We start from the raw sequence: 15,839 nt of genomic DNA, 5'->3' as shown, positions 1-15,839 counted from the left end.
CCTAAAGGATAGAGGACCAAATCTTAACAGAGGTTAAAGAGATAAGGATGATTAAAGCATATCTCAGCACCTTTACGTTCATTTTGGCGCTTATTTTTGAACCCAGCGGTGCACCGATCAAGCTGCCAATGACAGTAAATAGTGTCGGCCATAATGGAATAGCGCCTCCGGTAATTTTACCAACCACTCCGCCAATGGCTGAAATAAAGACAATTGCCAGTGAGGACGCAATGGTCGTACGGGCTGGAATGTGGAGCAGAGTGAGCATGACCGGAATCAGAATAAAAGCTCCTCCAGCTCCGACAATGCCTGAAACAATTCCGACTATAAACGCAGATACAATTGCAATGAAGGTATTAAATTGTAGATCCTTCCCCTTCTCTTCCGTTCCTTTGCCCGGTATCAGCATCAAGATCACGGCTAGAACAGCCAGGATGCCATAAATCAGGTTAATGATGTCCCCTTCAAGCATTCCTGAGACAAAACCTCCGATCAAACTGCCAGCCAATATGCTGGTGCCCATATATAAAACGAGCCGTTTGTTCACGAGAGAAGGCCCCGTTTTACTCTTTTTCCGGAAAGCCAACACTCCTGCTAATGAAGCAAAAAAGACCTGGAACATACTGATCGATGACACTTCATGCGCATTAAATTGGGCCGCTCCGAGAAGAGAGGGCACATAAAGCAGCAGTGGATAGTTAATAATTGCTCCTCCGATCCCAAGTAAACCTGAAAAGAAAGAGCCTATCAATCCAAGCGCAACCATGATGATCATTAGCAAGGGCTCCATAATCTGCCTCCTTATCGTGTGAATTTGTTGTATACGATCCGCAAAAGTCAGGTTATAATTAAAACATAGTTACCACATAGGAAATGAGGTATAAAAGTATGCTGATGGTATTAAAAAAATGGTTCACCGATACATGCCCTGTGTGCCAGGAAAGACTTCAGGCAGAAAGCAATTTCGCGTGCGCTACCAAATCCTGTCCCCAAGGTCATTATAGAGAAGAAGCCTACTGTACACTTGGAGTGAGGGTTACCTATAAAGGCTTGAAATAAGCGAACACATCAGGCGTGTTCGCTTATCCTGCTCTACACCTTTTTTACAAAAAATTTATAGATGCCGTTGTCTTCTTCATGCTTCAGAAGTTCGTGTTTCGTCTGCTTGACCCATGCTTGGAAATCGTTAATGGAGCCTTTATCTGTCGACTGAACTTCCATAACTTGCCCGGATTCCAATCCGTCCAAAGCCTTCTTTGCCTTTACAATAGGCAACGGGCATGCCATTCCTTTAGTATCCACTACAATGTCTGTTTTCATTTATATATTCCTCCTCTTATTTGTCATGAACCGCGCAGCGATTGGGACCGACTTCCATCTCCCGCTGCTCGTCTTCGCTAGGTGTTATTTTCCCCATATTGGTTTGACGAATTTCCTGATAGGCATTTGGCTGCGGAGGCAGATTTTCGGTGACTGTGCGGCGGAATTCTTCCTCGTGCTGAATGTTCAAGCCGGGGTTATTCTGATACAGCTCCGACAGTTTCGCCATCACCCGGCCGCCTGCCCCCAGTTCGGTAACCTTGCCAAAGTGTGCAGGCAGAACTATAAGATCTTGCGAAAGTTCTTTATAACGGCTATAGAGCGTATTGTGCAGATCGCCGACCCAGTCTTCCGCTTTACCGGCCAGATCGGGGCGTCCGATCGACTCGATGAACAGGATATCGCCTGTCAGCAAATATTGATCGTCTACAATAAAAGAGGTGCTCCCGATCGTATGACCGGGCGAATATACCGGTTGAATCCGGATGGTCGTAGATCCTACGGAAATATCACGGCCTTCCTCAAGTTTCTCATAAGCGAAGGTGACTTCTGTTGCATCTTTAGGAGGCAGCCAATACGTGGCGCCAGTTTGTTCCGCGAGTTTGCGTCCGCCGGAAATGTGGTCAGCATGCAGATGCGTATCAAGCGTATGTTTGATCACCGCTCCCTTTTCTTTCGCAAACTGTTCAAATACATCCGTCATCCGAAGGGTATCGATCATGGCAGCTTCCCCTTGGGATACGACCATGTAAGACAGGCAGCCTTTACCAATCCGGACAAACTGATACAAAGAGCCGCCATTTTTCAATTCACCAATTTCCACTGGTTCCAAATGTTCGCTCCAAGCTTTCATACCGCCTTCCAGATAGTGCACATTCGTCCGGCCGGCCTCTACAATCTGCTCGGCAACAAACTTGGAAGAACCCTCTTTTGCACATACAACGAGCAGTTTTTTGCCATCCGGAATTTGATCCAGAGCTTCGTCTACACCATCCAGAAGATCAAAGTAGGGGATATTGATGATATCCACGCTCTCGCCTTCAATTTTCCAATCATTAAAATCACTTTCGTTACGCACATCCAAAATAAACAATTCTTCTTTAGCCAGAACGATTCGAGTCAATTCTTTAGCATTCATGATTTTTATATTTGGTGCTGCATTCATGTTTGAATCCTCCTTTGGATTAGAATGTCAGACTTACGTTGGCATCTTTGGCAAAATCCAGGAAAGTTACGGCCCCGCCTACTTCAATGCCTTCGATAAAGTCCTCTTTCTTCAAGTTCATAACATCCATCGTCATCTGACAGGCAATGATCTTGACACCCAACTCCTGTGCCATCTCTACAAGCTGGGGAATCGATGGAATATTGGCATTCTTGAACCCCTCGGCGAAGTGTTCGGCTCCCGCCGGGAGCGGCAGTTGATGATGCGCCTGCTTGTGAATAAGGTTCAGCCCTTCAAAAGTGAAGAAGATCGCTACTTCCGCATCGGTTGCCGCAGAAGCCGTTGCGATGTTAAAGACTTTATAGGCATCAAACAAACCACCATTGCTTGCAATAATCGCTACTTTTGTACTCATGTTAATAACCTCCGTATAGTTAAGTTTGTAGATCTTTATTAGATGATTTACTTCTCTGCATTTTCCATAGGCCCCGTCCAACCCGACATCCCTGGCTCGACGTTCTTCACTTGTTTGAATCCTTTTTCGCTGAGCATACGGCAAGCCATATCGCTGCGGCTTCCCGTCCGGCAGACAACATAGATATTATCTTCCGGGTTCAACTCCTGGATACGATTCTCAAGCTCACCGAGCGGAATTGAAATGGCTCCGGGGATTCGGTTGAACGAATATTCAGCAGGCTCCCGGACATCAATAACGGTAATTTTATCGTTCGCTGCCAGTTTTTTGGATAAATCTTCATTGGAAACGATATGAGGATGCTTTTTTTCTTCTTTTACTTCAGTGGGTCTGGATTTACGGATGAAGTGTCTAAACACATCCCCTTCTTCTACAGTACCGAGATAATGATGGCCTGTATTCTTAGCCCAACCTTGAATGTCAGCAAGAGATCCTTTATCTGTGGCCTGGACTTCAATGACTTGACCAGCCTCCAGTTGATCAATCGCTTTTTTGGTCTTTACAATAGGCATTGGACATGCGAGCCCTTTGCAATCAAGGGTCATGTTTGTTTTAATTTCCGGCAATGTAGGATCCTCCTTGTATTGGGTTATAGATACACATTTAAGTGCAGTCACGGTTAGTCTGTCCTAAACCGGATGATAACTTTCGACTTTTAAAACAACGAATGCGCGGTAATGATATGATTTTTATCACAATACCGATACCCGTATTAGTATACTACGATCTTGAGTGTTTATTGTCAACATCTGTTCGAGCTTATACGGATAATAAAATTTTCCTTTGGTCTCCAGAAACTAAAACTCTATGTGGACATTCTGTTTATATAGCTCATTCACTTTCTTTATAGATTTTCTAAATAAAAAAGAGAATGCGCATCTTATTAAGCGACGACATTCTCGATCTACTTACAATTCCTCCATGGTTTTAGTAAATTTCAACGTAAATAGACTCAAATAAAATGGGCACGGCATACGTTACATTATACTAACGATCTGGAGGAAATGCTGATGTATCAGATGGGTTATCAAGATGGATTTAGAGCTATGGGGGGACAAATGGGGCAAGGAGGTATGGGCGGAGAAATGGGCATGCATGGAGGAATGGCTTTTAGAAATACAATTCTTATTCCTGATATCTCCAAAGCCATTATCGGGGAGGCACATGCCTATTGGTTTTATGAAAAGCTGGCCGAATTAGCACCGAATGAACAGACCAAACAGACCATTCTGCATATTCAAAGGGACGAAGCTAAGCATTATCGTTGGTTCACCATGATACTGAGCTGACTGGGAGGACAACCGCCGCAAATCCCCGCCGGTAAAATGCCAAGGACGTTCCAAGAAGGTGTCAGAACTGCAATTCAGGATGAATTAGAAGCGGCCGCGTTCTACCAAGACATTGCCTACAGAGCTACCGATCGCCCGATTCAAATGCATTTTATGCATGCCATGCATGACGAGCAGCCTCACGCTTCAATGTTTCAGTTGATGCTTAGCAATTTATGAACTGTCAGCATCATGCTATGAGTAAGGACATGAATTGAACCAGGAATGGTACTTCGTCCTACCACCTAGCATAATAGGCGGAGCATTTATATATGTATAATGTCCGTTTCGTAAGAAGAACTTTTTCAAAGATGAAATATTTAAACTTTGGACCTGACCCGCTTCAAGTTGGTCCATCGCTTTTTTTGTTTTCATGATTGGCATTGGACATGCCAGTCCTTTGCAATCCAGTGATTGATCTGCTTTAATCATTGGCAATTTTAGTACTTCCTTGAAGTAATTCAACTATTAAATATACCCGTATGGGTATTGGTGTGGACTTATCATAAATGTGATAAACTCGTTTGTCAATAGTGTTTGTAAGCAACTGATTTTTTATTAATTTGGATAATGCAGAATAGAAACACGAATAATCTTGCTCATAGATGAAGCAATGGATTAGAAAATTAACTACTTTGACCCATGCACACAACCTGCCATATATTCGACACAATGGATGGATTGTATTTTATATCTCTATATCATAATATTACGATATAACGTTTTAATGAATCGAGGTGATCTCTCAGTCAATGGAAAAACAATTTGAAGCCTATGCTCAGGCGGCTGAATTATTAAAGGCCCTAGCCCATCCGGTTAGATTATGTATTGTAAAAGGAATCATCGATAATGGAAGTTGCAATGTGACCTACATGCAGGAATGTTTGGAACTTCCACAATCAACAGTTTCCCAACATCTCCAGAAGCTTAGATCTTTAGGTATTGTGGAGACAGAGAAAAATGGACTGAAGATCATTTATTCCGTTAAAGACGAAAGAATAAAACATCTGATACAAATATTAGGAGGAGAATAAACATGAATAAAAAAGTATTGATCGTAGGCGGAGTAGCAGGAGGCGCTTCAGCGGCAGCTCGTTTGCGCAGATTGGATGAAGAAGCACATATTGTAATGTTTGAACGGGACCCGTATATTTCTTTTGCCAACTGCGGTCTTCCCTACTATATTGGAGGTTCTATACAGGATCGTTCCAAATTGCTAGTACAAACGCCTGAAGCCATGCATAAGCGCTTCAATATTGATGTTCGCATCCAGAGTGAAGTGATCTCTATTGACCCTGTTGGTAAGAAAGTTATTGTACAAAGTAAAGAACGAGGCTCTTACGAGGAGAACTATGATGCTCTGATTCTGTCACCAGGTGCAAAACCAATCCGACCTTCTCTGCCCGGGATAGAGAGTTCCAAAATTCACACATTACGGAACATTCCCGATACAGACAAAATCAAAACTAAGGTTAGTGAAGAAGGAACACGTTCAGCAGTGGTAATCGGCGGCGGATTTATCGGAGTAGAAATGGCGGAAAATCTGAAGGAAGCCGGGTTAGAAGTAACACTAATCGAGGCTGGCCCTCAACTGTTGGCTCCCTTCGATTCCGAAATGTCAGCCATATTGTCCAAAGAGCTGGAAGATCATGGAGTAAATCTAATTTTCTCCGACATGGTGCAGAGCTTCGAGGAGTCTGGAGAGCAAATACAGGTCCATCTTGCAAGCGGTACGGTTCTACGAAGCGAGATAGTCCTGCTGGCCATCGGTGTTGCGCCGGATACGTCTTTCCTGAAAGATAGCGGCCTTGAATTCGGACCTAGAGGGCATATTTTGGTTAACGAAAGAATGGAAACGAATCTAAATGATGTTTACGCAGTAGGAGATGCTGTTGAGATCGTGGATTTTGTTAACGGACATAAGGCAGCCGTTCCATTGGCAGGACCTGCCAATAAACAAGGACGCATTGCTGCGGACAATGTCAGCGGATTAGGTACCACTTATAAAGGGACCCAAGGCACATCCATTATTAAGGTCTTCGGTCTGACTGGTGCATCCACCGGGAATAACGAGAAAACTTTGCAGCGGCTCGGCATCCCGTATCGTGTTGTCTATGTACATCCAAACTCCCATGCTTCCTATTATCCAGGAGCCACTCCGCTATCCTTAAAACTTCTTTTTAACGAGGATGGCAAAGTTTTGGGTGCACAAGCTGTTGGTTATGACGGGGTGGATAAACGAATCGACGATATTGCCACTGTGATCCGCTTTAAGGGTACGGTTACGGATTTAACTGAACTGGAGCTCTCTTATGCTCCCCCATATTCCTCAGCCAAAGATCCGGTTAACATGGCCGGTTACACGGCTGAGAATGTAATTAATGGAATGACTGAAGTATTTGTACCAGGGGATTTGGCCGGCCGGAATTTGGACAGTACCATGTTGGTGGATGTTCGAAGCGAACTTGAGCATGCGAACGGACATATTGAGGGTTCTATAAACCTTCCTGTCGACGAGCTGCGTAATCGTCTGGATGAACTTGATCCCAGCAAGGAAATATGGGTCTATTGCCAGGTTGGCTTGAGAGGCTACACTGCTTCCCGGATCTTATTACAAAAGGGTTTCAATGTGAAGAATCTGACAGGTGGTTACAAAACATATCAGATCAGCAAATATGTTCCGCAAAATAAAAATACGGCTTCAAATGAAAAATTATCTGTAGCTGACAATTTGAATGCTGATGCAGTCATTGACGCCTGTGGCCTTTGCTGTCCAGGTCCGATCGTTCAAGTAAAAAAGAGTATCGACCGACTGCAAGACGGGCAACTCTTAAAGGTAACAGCTTCTGACCAAGGATTTTTCGAAGATATCAAGTCATGGGCAAAGCTGTCCCGCAACAGTCTTGTTCAGTTGACGAAGCTTGCCGACGGTACCATCGAAGCTTACCTCCGCAAAGGAAACATCAATGATGCGAGCATAAGTAAGTCCTAGCAGACGACTTAAAAAGAATCATTTACAAAGAAAGAATCTGCCACTTCTGTAGCAGATTCTTTCTTTGTGATATGCTTTAAAGATTAAATAGATACGCTGAATTGAGACAATCTGATTAAGTACAGCTCCTTTCCGTCTGTTCGATCTTATTTGTAAATGTAACACGCTTAATGGCCCAATAAAAAACAGCTACGGATGCTGTCCCCGTAATGATGATAAACATTTCAGGCTTCTCATAATCCATACATACAACACAATACGTTTCACCGCTGATCAAATGAATATTTACAGGCATCCGGTTTAGAATTGCTTGATGGATAAGATTCTTTCTGAGCAAATATTTCTCGTCTCCTCAAAAGATGATCTTTTTAGAATTATAAACAACCAGGAGGGGGATGAATCAAATGAGGTATTAAATAAGGCAAGCTAGAATCATAAATAACAAAAGAGCCGTTCACAGAGTGAAGGGCTCCTTGTTCTTTTGCCATATCTCCATTAAGGTTTTCAATCCCGCAAAATGCTCTTCATCCGGTAATATTCTTCCTGCGTGATTTCACCTCTTGCAAAGCGTTCATCCAAGATTCTCTCAGGAGTATTGTCAATAAATCGTGAATTTCCATCTCCCCTAACCCATTTTATCACCAAATAGATTACACCCAAGATCAACAGAAAATTGATGACCAATCCAAACATACCGAAGCCAAAACCATACCCCATCATCATTTTGTATCTTCCTTTCATCGAATTAATGGAAGACGGACTCGGACAGTTGTCCCGTTATTGATCTCACTTTCAACATGTATAGATCCGGCATGAGCCTTCACAATCGCTTGTACAACGGCAAGTCCGATTCCGGCTCCGCCAGTCTTCCGGTTCCTTGATTTCTCTCCGCGGTAAAAACGTTCAAAGATATAGGGAAGTTCATCTTCAGGTATTCCCATTCCGGTATCGGATACGATGACTACACCCTCTGTTTTCTCTTTTAACACTTCAATATGAATACTTCCTGAACTCGTATATTTGAATGCATTGCTTATCAGATTTACGAATACCTGAACGAGCCGCGAACGGTCCCCTGTGATCCAAACGTCATTTGTACTTATCAGGTCACCTGAAAGTCCTTTATCCCTAAACTGGCTGGATACTGTATTTAACGACTTCTCTACAATATCGTTAAGAGATACGATCTCCGTCTTCAGCTGAACCATTGGATTCTCTACGGCAGCCAGATTTTCCAAATCACTGATGAGCCGGACCAGTCGCAGGACTTGATCATGGCACACTTGTAGTTTATCCGGTGTCGGTTCCCAAATGCCATCCTGAAAAGCTTCCAAATGACTTTGTATCGTAGTCAAGGGCGTTCGCAGCTCATGCGCCACATCAGCAGTCAGTGATTTCCTTAACTGATCTTGCTTCTCCAACCCGTCAGCCAAATGATTGAGCGCATGCCCCACGTCATCGATCTCTGTATTTTGATTGATAACTACAACCCGGGAAGTGAGATCTCCCTCCCTCATTCGTGAAGCGATATCTTTGATCTCTAAAAGAGGCTGGCTAATGCTTTTAGCCATATACCCGCTAAACAGATACGTCCCGGCAATAACAAGAATCATTGCGGCCCATAACAATGTATTAAACATTCGCAGAAACTGCTGATTTAGGCTTTGAGATGTTTCGTTCACTGGTTGAAATTCCAATGTCCCGACCTGCTGATTGCCTTTTACGATTGTTTTGGTAATGGTGTTTTGTAGAGGCTTGGAATCAACTTGTCTTTGCATCCCCATTTGGCTAGTGTCCCAAATCAATTGGTGGTCTTTGTCATATACACGAACGATATAGTCACTTACCATCGCCTGGTGCGAAATGATCATCCATACGTTTGTATTCCATTGGCCGGTAGACTCATGATAAGCGTCTTTTAGATCGTCCAGTAAACTTTGTATTTCCACCTGCTGCTGGTTTTTCTGATATTGGTTGAACGAAACGTTCATTTCTAAGTTGACAAGCAGAACAATAGACAGAAGCGCAGCAAGTGCTACACCGGCATGGGATATAAGAAGCTTTCTGCTCAATCCGCCTCTATTTATCATCCGAACTCACCAAGAATTTATACCCCACTCCAAACACTGTACCAATAAAAACAGGGTGTTTTGGATCATCGCCAATTTTTTGTCTAATATTCTTGATATGAACATCGATGGTTCGCTCGAATCCTTCATAGGTATCACCTTGGGTAAGGTTAACCAGCTCTAGTCGTGAGAACACTCTCTTCGGATGCTTCGCTAAAATTTCCAGCAGCTTAAACTCCATAGGGATGAGGGATACGGGTTCCTCGTGAATTCTCACCTCATAACGTTCCAAATCTATTGTTAAACAGCCTTGGGCATATGACAGCAGTGATATATTCCCTTGTTCCCGCTGATTGGTTCTTCTTAAAAGACTAATCACCCGAGCGAGCAGCTCTCTTGGGCTGAATGGTTTGGTTATATAATCATCGGCCCCAATCATGAGACCATTTACCATATCGTCCTCACTGCTTTTTGCAGTCAGCATGAGAATCGGAACGTTCGATGATTTACGTACCATTCTGCATACTTCCTCTCCGGTCATATCCGGAAGCATCAAATCCAGTATGATCAGATCGGGCTGTAAGGTTTCAAATAGATGAATCGCGCCTATTCCTGTATCGGCTTCGTACACAATATAATTATTCTTTTCCAAATAAGCCTTAATGACCTGCAGGATATTCTCTTCATCATCCACCACTAAAATTTTCACGAACTTCATCACCAACTTTGTTGTTAAAAATGAGACAGACCTCATTTCTATGAGGTCTTATCTTATCATGATCGGATTAGAAGTTCATCATACCCCTGCGATATTGGGAATTTTGCATCATTCCTGACATTCCATTCCCGCTTGATGTACTGCAATTTTCATGCATTTGCTTGATTTGTTCCTCTGACAGGTTGGGGTGCATTTGTTTGGCAAAGGGCAGCATTTTTTCGAAAAAGCCGCTGTTGTTCTTATCATTGTTTGCTGTTGCAGCGTAAGCGCCAGCGGTGCCAATCCCCATAACCAGTACCAATGCCGATAATCCAATCCAAAGTTTCTTCATTTGTATCTCCTCCTTATAGTTACACTATATAAGAGAGTTATGAAGAACCAATTTGCAGCTTGTGAAGAAGTTATGAAGATAGCAAAAGGAAACCGGGGGCCATAGGCAATATTATCATAAATCGACATGGGGAACGGGTTCGGCAATTGGAACACCATGCCCACACGCTTACGCAGCATTTCTGTTCGTATCCCTTTTTCATATATGGAGTACCCTGAAATCTGAATATCCCCTTCCACTCTCATATCCTGAATTTGGTCATTCATTCGATTAATGGTTCGCAGCAAGGTATAGGATTATATCAGAAAATGGGATACCGGCAGGTTGGTGTTTTTGAGAAGGAAGGTATTATGGATGGGGAATTCATTGATGTGATGATTATGGAGAAACTGCTTTAAATTGAAAAAAAAACGTGGAGGAAACCGATTCTTTCCACGTTTTTTTATATTACAAGTACTGGATATTTTAGGTAATCGGACACTGGATCCGTTTAAGGATCATGTACGTTACCGATAATACAGTCCCTATAAACATCAGGAAGGTTAGAGCAAGATATATCTCTTCGAAAGTATTTAACTAACAGAACAATAGATCCAGAATTTTTTCATCTGCCTTTCTATTCTTCCCGATATATGGGTAACAGTGAATGTGAATTGCTGGATTGAAGTTTAGTTCAATTATGCTGTAATTGGTATCGTTCGCTGCTTCTTCTATAGAATCAATCATCATATCTACACCACATATGGTCGCTCCTGCAGCTTTAGCTGATTGAATGGCAAGATCTTTATAGCTGTTCGGTATTTCATCAGTAAAATCGATACTGTCTCCTCCCGTACTAATATTCGAGTTCTCTCTCAGATAGATGATTTCTCCTAATTGGGGTATATCGTTCCAACTCATAGCATGGTTCTTTAAAAACATTTCTTCTGCTTCGCCTAACTGAATTTTTTCCAAAGGAGTCTTATATCCTTTACCTCTAAGCGGGTTTTTATTCTTCTCGTGAACAAGCTGTTCGATCGTGTGGATTCCGTCTCCAATGACATTTGCAGGGACACGATGTAGAACTCCTACGACCTGGTCTCCCATGATCAGAAAGCGATATTCCTTACCTGTTATGAATTCCTCAAGAAGGACCGTCTTATCGTGTGTGAAAGCTATTTTAAACGCTTTTTCCATATCTTCTCTTGAGTAATCTCGATTGAAGATCGTAATGCCTAACCCAAAATTAGTTGATTTAGGCTTAATTACAATTGGAGTGCTACGATACGTATCGTAACTGGACATTGCTTCATCTAAATTCTGAAAGGTTTCTCCAGAGGGTACACGGATTCCATGCTGATTAAGAATGTCTTTTGTAACAACCTTATTTTCCATAATTAGCACAGTACTATAGGAGTCCAAGGCAGTTTTCGTAGCCTGCTTCACATACTCTTTATGATCTCCTTGTGAAAGCAGTACGAAATTCTCCTCCCGATCCATCAGTTCAAATCGTATTCCTCGCTTCACTGCTGCCTTTAAGAGTAGTTGAGTTGATAATTCGAGATCCTCATATCCTGTAAATCGGTAACCATTATGAATACTTTCTTCAGCGTATTTTTTTGCTTTATCCAGATGGTACGTCAAAAAGGACGATTCTTGTATTTCTTTCTTCACTATAGATGCCGCATTTAGCTCGGAATGGAGAATCTTTTGCTTTTCACCATCTATTATTTTACGATAATCCTCGTTTCCAGGAAACAAAAGCTCCACCATTTCTTTCATCTCATTGATAAAAGAAAGCGCCATTTCCTCCATGGTGAGCTGACAATATTCGGACTCGTTTAAAAACCCCTTTATTCCTTCCATTATCACTTGATCTTGGTTAACAGCAGCAATCCTTTGATCTTCCTTGTTATAGGATTCATCTACTTTAAGCAGCATAAAGAGAATAAACAAATGGATAAAGGACATCATTTCCATGCTTATTCCTATCTTGTGAAGTGGATTGATATCGATAAATCGAAGTTCTAAATATGCCACTCCCTCTTCTACAAGGTCTTGAACTGGATTAGTTCCCTTTGAGGTTTTAATACGGACAGGGCTGTAATATTCTTTTACACTTAATAGTTCATTTTGTTGAATCAATCTGTTTAAATCATGAACATACTCTGTGGCTGAATTAAAAGAGACATAATACAATTTTTCATTTCGATAGCCACACATACTGTTCCGAAGTGAATTCATCATTGGGAAATAATAACTTTTTTTATCAAGTGAGTCCGCTAAGTTAACACATTTCTCAATATACGTATTATCAAAAACAGGGCTTGCCCCTGTTAGGTAAATGAGCAACCACCGGTATCTTAACAAATTACGGGCTACTTTAAAATAAACCGTATCTTTGAACTCCTTGAAGTCTTTGTAGTGTCCCTGAGTTTCGTATAACCTCACAAGGAGTTTCTCATCAAATGAGAAATTATAATGTATTCCGCTTAACAATTGTCTTTTACGACCATATTTATCCGCCAATTCCTTTCGATAATCGTCCGCAACAGGATCGCTCATTTTGGCAATAGGAATTTCTTCTTCTTCGGGTAGCATAGGAGGGTTACTGCTTGGCCACAAAAACTCCCCTTCCAATTCTAAAGAAACAATGTCTTGCAAGGCTTCCATGAAATGATACGTCTCCTCAATCGAGTCTAAGGCAGGAGTGATCATTTCAATTTGACTCTCTGAGAAATCCGTTTGAATATAAGGATTTTCTGTTTTACTCCCAAAAGCTTTAGGGTGGGGCGTAAGGGCAAGTTTCCCCTCTTGGTCGACCCGTACATTTTCTTTTTCTAAACCAAATCGACCTCGAATTAGATCATCTTGAAGTGCATTGTCTATAACAATCTGTACAAGTTCACGATTCAACCAGTTCATATTTATGACCGTCCTTTTTCTATGTTTATTCAGAAACTGCAAGCGATTTATGAATGCTACGCAAAGACTTTCTAAACCAGATGACCAAAATAATACCCTTAAAAACACTACTTAGCGCAATCGACATCCACACCCCATTTAATCCAAACGGTTCCGATAAGAGCAAAGCCACGGGTATTCTTAATACAGTAAATAAAATGCTGAATATTGGCGGAATATATGTTTTACCAATACCGTTAAATGCTCCAACTGTCATCAGTTCCATGCACATAAACAACTGAGAAAAACCGATAATTCGCATGTAATCTGTTCCGAGCTTCATGCTCGTTTCATCAGTTAGAAATACCGAGAAGAGCTGCTGAGGAAATAAGATAAATATGAACGAAATGAAAGCACCGAATATTGTGGTCATCAGCAACGCCTTTCGATAGCCCTGCTGTATTCGATCCAATCGACGTGCTCCATAATTTTGTCCAAAAAAAGCTGCAATAGCCCCTTGCAGACCACCGATCGTCATATAGGAGATTGATTCTATTTGAATACCTACCTTTTGAACAGCAATGGCCTCAGCCCCCCAACCGACTATGATCTTGGCCATAATGATCGATATGATCGTAAAGGTGATCCGTTGAATCGAAATCGGAATTCCCAATCGAATGACTTCTATCATGAGACGGCTATTCCTTACCGACTGTTTAGAGATAAGGTCTAATTTTTTTGTTTTTATGATAAACAGCAAGGTCACTAATAAATTGGCCGTTAGTGTAGCAATAGCTGCACCTGCAACTCCCCAACCTTCTAAACTGCCTACTCCATATATTAACAATGGATCAAGAATGATATTTAAAATGAGACCCATTGAAAAAATATAAAATGGTTGCTTACTGTTCCCCATCGCATTCATAACGGTTGCATATAAGGTATTAAGTATTGAAAAGACGGCCCCCACGATCGAAATCATTAGAAATTGCTTCGCCATTAACTCAACTTCATTTCCAAGATCGAAGAAGCCTATAAGCTGGTCCTGGGTCGAAATAATAAAAACCATATAGAGCAGTCCTAATACAACAGACATTACAAATCCGTTCTTTACATATGAATAAGCTTGTTCTATCTTACCGGATCCCATACAATGTGAAACCTTGATTCCTGTACCAATTGTTATCATGGTCGATAAAGCAATCGCTAAATTAATAAAGAAGCTTGCTGTACCAATTGCAGCAACCGGACCACTTCCTAGCCCTCCAACCCAGATCATATCGACAAGACCATAGGTTGTAGATATGAAATTGGTAGCAATGATGGGGAGTGTCAATTTCATTAAAGTAGACATTATTGGACCTTGGGTTAAATCATTTGTGCCCTTCATCTGCTACTCCTTCTTGCTCCTAATGTAATATGAAAACCGACCACAAGTGTCGTTCGAATAAAAAGTGATGTCTTTTTTAGTCAAAATCAATACATTCATAAGCATAAACTTATATATTATCCAGAATATGTGACTGATTTTGTATAAGCGGCATCTTCTTCTAAAAACTTTCCGCTGTCTAGAGCAGCCATACACCCTGTACCTGCTGCAGTAATCGCCTGACGGTACTTCGGATCTTGTACGTCTCCGCAAGCAAATACGCCAGGGATGTTCGTTTCGGTTGTTCCGGGTTTCACACGAATATATCCAACAGGATCGAGATCGATCTGTCATGAACTTCGAAGCTCGCAGTTCATCCGCCGGTGAACAATCGTCACTTTGGAAGCGAACTTGGTAAGAAAATTTGCTTCTTCCATTGCGGAATCTCCCCCACCCACAACAACTACTTCTTTGTTACGGAAAAAGAACCCATCGCACGTTGCACACGTACTTACACCACGGCCAATATTCTCTTTTTCGCCAGGTATGCCACCGAGCAAATTCGCCGACGCACCTGTAGAGAGAATACTGGATTCAGCTTGCAATTGACCAAGGCCTTCTACCTTCACTACAAATGGACGAGACGAAAAATCAACATCATTGACCCAGCCATTCATAAACTCGGCACCGAACCGCTTGTTTTCTCATGTTATCCATGAGTTCGGGACCCATTATTCCATCAACAAATCCTGGGAAATTATCTACTTCTGTAGTTAATGTTAATTGGCCCCCCGGTTGTGGTCCTTCAGTAACAAGCGGATTCAGGTTAGCTCTAGCTAAATAAATAGCTGCAGTCAACCCTGCGGGACCTGTTCCTATAATTATTGACTTGTACATGACTTCTCACTCCTTCGTTTGATTTAAAGGCGGAAACTGGATTCTACCTTCTCAAATCATTAATTACACTGATGAGATCGGCATGCAGCAATCGTTTATATTGGGTGCACTGCTAATGCTACATACACCCGTCTCTGGCAACTCTAATTCAACCTTCAGCGCGGCTTCTAGATCGCCATCCAGGTAGGCTACAATTGATCTGCCCTGTTCGTATCCAGTAGCCATAAGAAATGTTGGTGCCCGACCATAACTCTTCATTCCAACGAGGTAAAAGTTTGGTTCTAGGAGTTTG

13 protein-coding genes and 6 pseudogenes are annotated in these 15,839 nt (G+C 42.0%); 4 read left to right on the top strand and 15 right to left on the bottom strand.

Annotated elements, in window-relative coordinates; translation table 11 throughout:
- Window position 1: 1 nt before the first annotated feature.
- The 5 genes from JRJ22_RS14065 to JRJ22_RS14045 form a co-directional block, all read right to left on the bottom strand.
- Window positions 2–790: a sulfite exporter TauE/SafE family protein gene (locus JRJ22_RS14065; protein WP_206100176.1), complete on the bottom strand. Its 789-nt coding sequence runs from the start codon at window positions 788–790 to the stop codon at window positions 2–4.
- A gap of 302 nt (window positions 791–1,092) precedes the next feature.
- Window positions 1,093–1,320, bottom strand: coding sequence for a sulfurtransferase TusA family protein (locus tag JRJ22_RS14060; RefSeq protein ID WP_038696166.1), 228 nt, complete (start codon window positions 1,318–1,320; stop codon window positions 1,093–1,095).
- Between the two features lie 16 nt (window positions 1,321–1,336).
- Window positions 1,337–2,485, bottom strand: a complete 1,149-nt coding sequence (locus JRJ22_RS14055; protein ID WP_038696164.1) for an MBL fold metallo-hydrolase — start codon at window positions 2,483–2,485, stop codon at window positions 1,337–1,339.
- Window positions 2,486–2,504: 19 nt separating this feature from the next.
- Window positions 2,505–2,900, bottom strand: a complete 396-nt coding sequence (locus JRJ22_RS14050) for a DsrE/DsrF/DrsH-like family protein (protein WP_038696162.1) — start codon at window positions 2,898–2,900, stop codon at window positions 2,505–2,507.
- Window positions 2,901–2,947: 47 nt separating this feature from the next.
- Window positions 2,948–3,505: a sulfurtransferase TusA family protein gene (locus tag JRJ22_RS14045; protein WP_206105131.1), complete on the bottom strand. Its 558-nt coding sequence runs from the start codon at window positions 3,503–3,505 to the stop codon at window positions 2,948–2,950.
- 465 nt (window positions 3,506–3,970) lie between these two features.
- On the opposite strand from JRJ22_RS14045, the gene JRJ22_RS14040 reads away from it, so the two are divergent.
- Window positions 3,971–4,249: a ferritin family protein gene (locus JRJ22_RS14040; protein ID WP_052098476.1), complete on the top strand. Its 279-nt coding sequence runs from the start codon at window positions 3,971–3,973 to the stop codon at window positions 4,247–4,249.
- A gap of 369 nt (window positions 4,250–4,618) precedes the next feature.
- Here the strand turns inward: JRJ22_RS14040 and JRJ22_RS14035 are convergent.
- Window positions 4,619–4,720, bottom strand: a pseudogene (locus JRJ22_RS14035) (sulfurtransferase TusA family protein); the annotation flags it as partial.
- Window positions 4,721–5,040: 320 nt separating this feature from the next.
- Here JRJ22_RS14035 and JRJ22_RS14030 point away from each other — a divergent pair.
- Together JRJ22_RS14030 and JRJ22_RS14025 are read left to right on the top strand one after the other, a co-directional pair.
- Window positions 5,041–5,322 (top strand): ArsR/SmtB family transcription factor, encoded by a 282-nt coding sequence (locus tag JRJ22_RS14030; protein WP_038696160.1) that lies wholly within the window; start codon window positions 5,041–5,043, stop codon window positions 5,320–5,322.
- Window positions 5,323–5,324: 2 nt separating this feature from the next.
- A pseudogene (locus tag JRJ22_RS14025) lies at window positions 5,325–7,247 on the top strand (FAD-dependent oxidoreductase); the annotation flags it as partial.
- A 537-nt stretch (window positions 7,248–7,784) separates the two neighbouring features.
- Here JRJ22_RS14025 and JRJ22_RS14020 read toward each other — a convergent pair.
- From JRJ22_RS14020 to pstB, 5 genes and pseudogenes are all read right to left on the bottom strand, one after another.
- The gene (locus tag JRJ22_RS14020) at window positions 7,785–8,003 is read right to left on the bottom strand and encodes an SHOCT domain-containing protein (RefSeq protein ID WP_206100175.1); all 219 of its coding nucleotides are present in this window, start codon (window positions 8,001–8,003) and stop codon (window positions 7,785–7,787) included.
- A 14-nt stretch (window positions 8,004–8,017) separates the two neighbouring features.
- Window positions 8,018–9,352 (bottom strand): sensor histidine kinase, encoded by a 1,335-nt coding sequence (locus tag JRJ22_RS14015; protein ID WP_232380838.1) that lies wholly within the window; start codon window positions 9,350–9,352, stop codon window positions 8,018–8,020.
- A 7-nt stretch (window positions 9,353–9,359) separates the two neighbouring features.
- The gene (locus JRJ22_RS14010) at window positions 9,360–10,067 is read right to left on the bottom strand and encodes a response regulator transcription factor (protein WP_206100174.1); all 708 of its coding nucleotides are present in this window, start codon (window positions 10,065–10,067) and stop codon (window positions 9,360–9,362) included.
- Between the two features lie 67 nt (window positions 10,068–10,134).
- Window positions 10,135–10,398 carry a hypothetical protein gene (locus JRJ22_RS14005; RefSeq protein WP_038696152.1) on the bottom strand — a complete coding sequence of 88 codons (264 nt, stop codon included), beginning with the start codon at window positions 10,396–10,398 and terminating at the stop codon, window positions 10,135–10,137.
- Window positions 10,399–10,490: 92 nt separating this feature from the next.
- Window positions 10,491–10,688, bottom strand: a pseudogene (pstB, locus tag JRJ22_RS29750) (phosphate ABC transporter ATP-binding protein); the annotation flags it as partial.
- On the opposite strand from pstB, the pseudogene JRJ22_RS29265 reads away from it, so the two are divergent.
- Window positions 10,686–10,796: pseudogene (locus JRJ22_RS29265) on the top strand (N-acetyltransferase family protein); the annotation flags it as partial. The pseudogenes pstB and JRJ22_RS29265 sit on opposite strands and share 3 nt — an antisense overlap.
- A 178-nt stretch (window positions 10,797–10,974) precedes the next feature.
- On the opposite strand, the gene gshAB reads toward JRJ22_RS29265, so the two are convergent.
- The 4 genes and pseudogenes from gshAB to JRJ22_RS29260 all read right to left on the bottom strand — a co-directional run.
- Window positions 10,975–13,302 (bottom strand): bifunctional glutamate--cysteine ligase GshA/glutathione synthetase GshB, encoded by a 2,328-nt coding sequence (gshAB, locus tag JRJ22_RS14000; protein WP_038696150.1) that lies wholly within the window; start codon window positions 13,300–13,302, stop codon window positions 10,975–10,977.
- A 25-nt stretch (window positions 13,303–13,327) separates the two neighbouring features.
- The gene (locus JRJ22_RS13995; protein ID WP_038696148.1) at window positions 13,328–14,671 is read right to left on the bottom strand and encodes an MATE family efflux transporter; all 1,344 of its coding nucleotides are present in this window, start codon (window positions 14,669–14,671) and stop codon (window positions 13,328–13,330) included.
- A 116-nt stretch (window positions 14,672–14,787) separates the two neighbouring features.
- A pseudogene (locus JRJ22_RS13990) lies at window positions 14,788–15,547 on the bottom strand (NAD(P)/FAD-dependent oxidoreductase).
- 63 nt (window positions 15,548–15,610) lie between these two features.
- Window positions 15,611–15,829, bottom strand: a pseudogene (locus tag JRJ22_RS29260) (glutamate synthase); the annotation flags it as partial.
- Window positions 15,830–15,839: the final 10 nt, after the last annotated feature.

The organism is Paenibacillus tianjinensis, from assembly GCF_017086365.1.
Lineage (GTDB): Bacteria > Bacillota > Bacilli > Paenibacillales > Paenibacillaceae > Paenibacillus_AQ > Paenibacillus_AQ tianjinensis.
This window is presented reverse-complemented; position numbering and strand designations above follow the sequence as displayed.